At 25.7% G+C, this 6,453-nt stretch carries 9 protein-coding genes; 6 read left to right on the top strand and 3 right to left on the bottom strand.

Features of this window, described 5'->3' with window-relative positions; all coding sequences use genetic code 11:
• Positions 1-484: 484 nt before the first annotated feature.
• The gene (locus AJ932_RS09865) at positions 485-676 is read right to left on the bottom strand and encodes a hypothetical protein (protein ID WP_060787623.1); all 192 of its coding nucleotides are present in this window, start codon (positions 674-676) and stop codon (positions 485-487) included.
• On the bottom strand, positions 669-2,126 hold the full coding sequence (locus tag AJ932_RS09860; RefSeq protein ID WP_070278811.1) for a DNA methylase: 1,458 nt from the start codon (positions 2,124-2,126) through the stop codon (positions 669-671). Before AJ932_RS09860 ends, AJ932_RS09865 begins: the two co-directional genes overlap by 8 nt.
• 859 nt (positions 2,127-2,985) lie before the next feature.
• Between AJ932_RS09860 and AJ932_RS10925 the strand changes: the two genes are divergently transcribed.
• The 4 genes from AJ932_RS10925 (at position 2,986) to AJ932_RS09840 (ending at position 4,235) form a co-directional block, all read left to right on the top strand.
• Positions 2,986-3,231 carry a type II toxin-antitoxin system PemK/MazF family toxin gene (locus tag AJ932_RS10925; protein ID WP_070261079.1) on the top strand — a complete coding sequence of 82 codons (246 nt, stop codon included), beginning with the start codon at positions 2,986-2,988 and terminating at the stop codon, positions 3,229-3,231.
• Between the two features lie 92 nt (positions 3,232-3,323).
• Complete coding sequence (locus AJ932_RS09850; protein WP_070261078.1) at positions 3,324-3,458, top strand: helix-turn-helix domain-containing protein; 135 nt, start codon at positions 3,324-3,326, stop codon at positions 3,456-3,458.
• The gene (locus AJ932_RS09845; RefSeq protein ID WP_243833554.1) at positions 3,439-3,678 is read left to right on the top strand and encodes a hypothetical protein; all 240 of its coding nucleotides are present in this window, start codon (positions 3,439-3,441) and stop codon (positions 3,676-3,678) included. The genes AJ932_RS09850 and AJ932_RS09845 overlap by 20 nt, the downstream gene beginning before the upstream one ends.
• 158 nt (positions 3,679-3,836) lie before the next feature.
• Positions 3,837-4,235 carry a hypothetical protein gene (locus tag AJ932_RS09840; RefSeq protein WP_243833553.1) on the top strand — a complete coding sequence of 133 codons (399 nt, stop codon included), beginning with the start codon at positions 3,837-3,839 and terminating at the stop codon, positions 4,233-4,235.
• 452 nt (positions 4,236-4,687) lie between these two features.
• Here the strand turns inward: AJ932_RS09840 and AJ932_RS09835 are convergent, their stop codons facing one another.
• Entirely contained in the window at positions 4,688-5,176 is a 489-nt protein-coding gene (locus tag AJ932_RS09835; RefSeq protein WP_070278810.1) for a hypothetical protein, read from the bottom strand.
• Between the two features lie 548 nt (positions 5,177-5,724).
• Between AJ932_RS09835 and AJ932_RS09830 the strand changes: the two genes are divergently transcribed.
• On the top strand, positions 5,725-6,039 hold the full coding sequence (locus AJ932_RS09830) for a hypothetical protein (protein WP_002807232.1): 315 nt from the start codon (positions 5,725-5,727) through the stop codon (positions 6,037-6,039).
• Positions 6,040-6,050: 11 nt separating this feature from the next.
• Positions 6,051-6,194, top strand: a complete 144-nt coding sequence (locus tag AJ932_RS10620; protein ID WP_002807233.1) for a hypothetical protein — start codon at positions 6,051-6,053, stop codon at positions 6,192-6,194.
• Positions 6,195-6,453 lie beyond the last annotated feature (259 nt).

Here is a 6,453-nt window from a genome sequence, read left to right as displayed (position 1 = left end):
ATAGGCATTCTTTGCTTTAGGGTAGGTATAAAAATGCCCTTGCTTAAACCTAGACTTTTTAATGCTTAATTAAAACTATTTTTTGTCTTTTCGTGGGTTTGGATTTGGAGTATTTTTTAATTGAAAAATTTACAAAAATTTTAGAGTGAAGATAGGTAAAAAAATAAAAATAAAAATAAAAAATGATAGATAAAAAAACAAAAAAAATAAATCAAAATAAATATAGTTTTGCTGTAATTTTCTCTTTGAATTTTTGCTCGTGAAAAGTACAAGATAATTTTTTTATTTTTTTAATCATTTAAAAAACAATATTTTTTATATGAAAATTCACAGAAAAAAAAGATAAAAATTTTAATACTAATTTTAATTAATTTTATTTTAAGTCTAAAATATATAGAGATAAAAGTAGTATAAAAAATACTTATTTTTTTACTTGTTTTTAATTGATTTTTATATCTAAAATATTTTTCTCATAAAAACATGATTACTCGTTTATATAGATAGACTTTTCAAGCTTTCTTTCCACTTCTTTTTTCTTTTTTTCAATTGCTTCATCAAATCCTTTAAGCACTGAAAATGGAGCAAACTGTGCCGCTCTTTTTTCTAATGGCATAAGAGGATATTTTGTAGATTTTTTGTATTTAATATTAATAATATCATCGTGGTTATTAGGCATTGTGTCCTCCTATTTGCGAATTAATTTTTAAGCCATTTTCAAGACTCGAGGCTTTAAAAATAGATTTTTTTCCATATTTGTGAACAATCGCGAGTCTAGCTTTTTGTAATTTCTCTTCTTTTATAAAATTTTTATTTTCCTTCTGTTCTATGTCGGCAAAAAGATTGGGTTCTTTAAAATTTTTTATTGTGTCATTTTTTACAACATTATTAAGAGTAAGACTTATTTTTCTAATTAAAAAATCAGCATTAACTATTAAATCAAACAATTCTAAACCTTTATTGTAAATAGTTTCCAAGGAAGAGCTGTGGTAATCCAAATTGATTGTTGAATGTGCATTTTTTGGAATAGATCTTCCATAAGAATCTTTACTCATTGGACCATTGTAGCTTTGTACCTTCTCTAAGCTTTCTTTATCATATTGTACATCTAAAACGATTTGATTGCATGTTAAATTTTGCTCAATTAGCTCAAGAACCATATGATCGACGATTTCTTTAAGCATATCTCTAGCTTTTTTAAAACTATAAGGTTTAGGCAAAACCTTAGCCATTACCTTAGAGATATGTTTGCTTTTATATTCTTTAATAGCTTGCATTGTACAGCTTTCAAACCCCCAAGCATGATCGATTAATAACTCAGCATTTACTCCAAAAATTTGATAAAGTTTATCCTCGTTATTAAGAGAGTATCTTGCTAAATCTCCCATATTGTTAATACCTATGCTTTTTAGTTTTGTTGCATATCCTTTGCCTATACGCCAAAAATCATTTATGGGCGTGTGTTGCCATAATTTTCTTCTATAAAGCATTTCATCCAAATACCCTATGCAAAGTCCATCTTTATTAATATTTTGTTTTTTGGCTAATATATCCATTGCAATTTTTGCTAAGTAAAGATTTGTTCCTATTCCCGCAGTTGCTGTTATTTGAGTTGTTTTTAAAATTTCAAATAATATGTTTTCAATGAGTTTGTCAGCAGATAGCTTATAATGTTTGATATAAGGAGTTAAATCAATAAATACTTCATCAATGGAGTAAATATGAATGTCTTTTGGATCAAAATACTTTAAATAAATACTGTAGATTTTAGAACTATAGTCTATATATGTTGACATCCTAGGTTTTGCGACAATGTAATCAAGCTCTAAATTGGGATTATTTATTAGTTCAAGATGATTGTATGATTTTGCACTGAAATATTTAGCAATTTTTAAGCGCTCGTAATTGATTGTTTTTACTTTTTGTATTAGTTCAAATAGTCTTAATCTGCCTGATATATTATAAGATCTTAATGCGGGAGATACCGCAAGACATATTGTTTTTTCAGTTCTACTTTCATCCGCAACTACAAGATTGGTATTTAGAGGATCTAATTTTCTTAAAATGCATTCAACAGAAGCATAAAATGACTTAAGATCTATAGCTGCATATTTTTGCGTATTATCCATATTTTCACATTAGTATATAATAATTATTTTTTAATTGTATAAAAAGAATTTTAATAGACTAAGATTGTTAATTTTTAGTTCTTGTTTTGGAATTAATCAATAAAACAATCAAGCTTGTAGATTTTTTCATCTAAAAATTTTATCAAAAACCATGCCTTGTTTAAAATTACATAGTATTAAAAGAGGTTATTCAATATTATGCTTTTATATATTTAAATCGAGCGAGCAAAGTATACGAAAAGATTTATATCAAGTTTAATTTTAAATGATAAAATTTAGGCTGAAATAATGATAAAGTTTTTTGAAAATGCTGATTGTAATAAAAAGTTACATTAATATAGGCAAATGAAATTTTCTGCTATTTTTTTTAATAATAATTGCTATTGATAAAATAAAAATCTGCCTTATTTTATACATGGAAAAATCTCAAAATCTTTATCACTTCTTTCATTTTTCGCTATTTAAAAAATGGAACTGTTATAATAAGGATCTTGCTTTTTATATAAATCATAAACCAAAATACCAATAAATTAAAAAAAGAAAGAGAAAATTAGTTGAAAAACAAATCTTTTAAAAAGACAGGAGAAACAATGAAAAAACTTAGAAAAATAGAGAAAAGAAATATTTAAAGATAAAACTTCTGCTTACGGCACTACATAGCATTATGCCAAAAGATATAAAGGAATAAAACGAACGAAGTGCAATTTGACAGCTGGAACGAACGAAAAAAGAGCTTAAACAAAGTAAAATTAATCAGAAAAGTTAGTGTAAAAAAAAGATTTATTGGCTTAGCATTGGTTTAAATATCGGTGCTGAAGTTTAAGGTAAAAATGAGTTTTTTACGCGTCCTGTTTTGATAGTGAATAGTTTTTATAATGGCACATTTTTAGGCGCACCTTTAAGTTCTAAGACTAAAAACAAAAAAGGCTTTTTATTTCACAAATTTAAGGACAATAAAGGTACTTTACAAGTTGTACTTTTAAGACAAATGAGAGTTTTTGATACTAAAAGAATAAAAACTTACATAGGAAAAATCAATGACAAAGATTTTGAAATGATTAAAAATAAAATAGTAGAAAATATAATAAGCCCTGCACTAAGATAGGGAAACTCAAAAAATGAGCCAAATCCTTTCATTTCTGAAAAGTAATGAAAAAATTATTATTAAAAAATATTAATCTAAAATAAAGGATTAGCATGACAGAAGAGAAAGAAAATATTATTAAAGAAGTGTGTAAAGAGTTAAACATTACTCAAACTGAATTAGGAAGACAATTAGATGTCTTTGCTTCTACAATAAATACTTGGGCTAGTGGTAAAATTCCAACTTAGTGGATTATATTCTGCTGAAGAAATGGGTGTTGGAGTTACTGAAAGTAGCGATATTGTTATCGATATTGAAGCTTACCAAAACAATACTCATGAAAACAAAAAGAAAGTTGATTTCTCACAAAACTTTTCACAATCAAACGCTACAACTTTTAGCGAAGATGAAAGACAAGTTTTGTTATCTTTGGGACTCAAAGTGAAAAATGAAGATGGTTATTATTGAATTGTAAGAAATACCTATGGTTTAAATGAAAAAATCAAGCAATTAGGTTATAGATTTCACTCTGAGAAAAAAACATGGTGGAAGCAAATTGGAAATGTAGCCTAAGAACGCACATGAAAATATGTTATAATTTAGGAGTTAGTATGCAAGGATATGCCATGAAAAAAGAAATTACACTCAATGAGAGCTTTAAAGCATTATTGGAAAGTATTTTTTCAGATACTAATCAAGCTAAAAAGCTCATTCAAGCTTTTGAAGAATTTGCTAATGATAGAGCAACAACGCAAAGGCTTAATTTTGGGAATTTAAAGCAAGAAGCCATTGAGCAAATAAGAAATGAGTTGGTTAGCAAGGATTTATTCCAATCTGAGACTAAAGGACTTGAAGCCGAAATCAAACGAATGGAAAGTTCCTTACAAAGTGAAATCAAACTATCAATAAGTTCATTAAAACAACAAGGAATCTATTGGCTTATAGGAGCTTGTGTTGTTAGCATTGCCACTATAATTTCAAGTGTTTGGGCAATAATGGACTTTATGGTAAAACATTTAAAATAATACTCTCACACTAGAAACAATCTAGTGTAACTTAACCCTAAGGTGGGATAGTTTTATTCCACTAGGGATATTAATATCCCTTGACTTTTAGCATTTTTTTGTTATAAGATAAGGAGAAAAAAGAAAGATTTTTTCAAAAAAATAGCAATATTTACAAAAATACCCACAAAAGCAATCTTAAGATTCATGGAATCTATTGGCATAGGATTGTTTATAAATACAGGCGATAGTAGAGCTTTTATTATTTTAATTGAAAGTTTGCTAATTTTAACGGTAGTTGCATTATCATCAATCTTTCTTAAAGATTGAACTTTTTTGAAAAAAGGAGAAAAAATGGATGGTTATAATATAGCTATTTTAATTGGTGCTATCACTCTCGTTTTTGGCATATTGGTTTTAGTAGCTCATTATCTCAATGATAAACACACTAACGAAAGTAAAAGTTAAAAACCTTATTGTCTTAGAAATGATTTAAAGATAGACAAAATTAAATCAAAAATTGTGGGCTGTAAAATAAACATTAAAGCAGCAAGAATAATTACATATGTTCTAACTTCTCTTTTAAAGCTATCTAGTTTGTTTTCAAGCTTATCAACTGAATTTTCAAGCTTATCAAGTTTAGCACCTATTGAATATTCAAGCTTATCAAGTTTAGCACCTACTGAATATTCAAGCTTATCAAGTTTAGCACCTACTGAATATTCAAGCTTGTCAACTGAATTTTCAAGCTTATCAAATCTAGTATTCAAAAGATCTATAGTTGGTAATTTAGAAATGGCTTCTTTAAATTCTCTAAAAGATTTGTCTTTTATTTCTTGAGAATTTATTTGGCTTTCTTTAGCAAATTCGTTAAGAGCTTTAATGAAATTTTCTTCAGTTTGATCTTTAAAATAGATAGAAAATAAAGCTTTTACACCTTCTGAAATATAATAATTTTTCATATTTATACAACCTTTTTTTAATTATAACATAGCAAATTTAAAAATGCAGTTTTTATAAAAATAAATAGAAATTTGTTTTGATTATATTTTACTCAATATTTTTTATTACATCTATGGTTAGTGAATATAATTAATAATTTTTATAAGGGTGTTTTCTGCTTCTTTGTTTTTATTCTTCTTTTTAAAAGCTACATCACAACACTTTATACTCTAAGCTTTTTAAAGTACTCAAATAAGATTATCATAATAAATAATAAAAAATCAATTTCTTATTATTTTCATTTTATTTTTTTCTTTTTTATTATAATTTATATGTTAAAATAACATATTACAAAGGAAACAATATGGATTTATCTCATTCATTAGGACAATATATTATTTTAGCTTTTGCAACAGCCGTAGCCATATTTGTTACATTTTATGACTTTGATAAAAAAGATCATCAACATAATATAAAAAAATAATATCCTTAATATTTATAAAAATTAAAAAAAGATTTTAAGTCATTCTAAAAATAAAAATTTATACTATTTTTTAAAGGATTTGCTATGCAAAAAAATATACAAGATTATATTATTGATGTTCATTCTTGCGATCCCCATTCATCAAATGCTTATAAACAAGATTTATTCGATGTTTTAAATGAAGATTTTACCAAAGAATATGAATTCATAGATAGTCCTACTTTAGATGATATGGTAAAACACAAACAAAGTGATGAAGTTTTTAAAGTGTTTTATAAAAAAGATGATAAAATAAGATTGCTTAGAGTTAGCAATATGCAAGCTTTAAATCGTTTTGATAAACTTAAAGGTGCAATGACAAAAATAATTTTAGATAGTGGTTTTAAACCTGATAAATAAAAAGGATTAATATGTGTAAAGATCAAGAATATATAGAGCAAAGAAAGGTTTTATGGGAAAAAAGTTTTGAAGCCTTTAAAGATGATAAAGTGTATCAAAAAGAACAGCTTGAACTTGCAGAAGCAGGAATTAATGATGGCTTAGAGGAGGATTAATTATATAATTAGCCATATATTTATATTAGTTTTTTTAAAAAACCGTTTTTACTATTCTTTAATCTTTTATATTGTATTTTGATTGTCTTATTTATGTAATTTTATATATAAAAAAAGTTTTTTCCAATTTTACAACAAAACCCTTTATGGTATAATAAAAATAAAAATTATATAAGAAAGGATACAAATGGCTATAAAAATTGAAATTAGCGGATTTGATAAGGATTTTTTACCTGTTTTTGAGAGTTTAGCTAAAAGC

Source organism: Campylobacter sp. BCW_6873 (assembly GCF_001762365.1).
GTDB lineage: Bacteria > Campylobacterota > Campylobacteria > Campylobacterales > Campylobacteraceae > Campylobacter_D > Campylobacter_D jejuni.
The sequence above is the reverse complement of the archived record's forward strand: the minus strand, read 5'-3'. Positions and strand labels throughout refer to the sequence as shown.

Excerpts from the sequence above, each read along its gene's own strand:
- AJ932_RS09835 (WP_070278810.1), bottom strand. The coding sequence starts at position 5,176 with ATGAAAAATTATTATATTTCAGAAGGTGTAAAAGCTTTATTTTCTATC.
- AJ932_RS09840 (WP_243833553.1), top strand. The coding sequence starts at position 3,837 with ATGAAAAAAGAAATTACACTCAATGAGAGCTTTAAAGCATTATTGGAA.
- AJ932_RS09865 (WP_060787623.1), bottom strand. The coding sequence starts at position 676 with ATGCCTAATAACCACGATGATATTATTAATATTAAATACAAAAAATCT.
- AJ932_RS09860 (WP_070278811.1), bottom strand. The coding sequence starts at position 2,126 with ATGGATAATACGCAAAAATATGCAGCTATAGATCTTAAGTCATTTTAT.
- AJ932_RS09830 (WP_002807232.1), top strand. The coding sequence starts at position 5,725 with ATGCAAAAAAATATACAAGATTATATTATTGATGTTCATTCTTGCGAT.
- AJ932_RS09850 (WP_070261078.1), top strand. The coding sequence starts at position 3,324 with ATGACAGAAGAGAAAGAAAATATTATTAAAGAAGTGTGTAAAGAGTTA.
- AJ932_RS10620 (WP_002807233.1), top strand. The coding sequence starts at position 6,051 with ATGTGTAAAGATCAAGAATATATAGAGCAAAGAAAGGTTTTATGGGAA.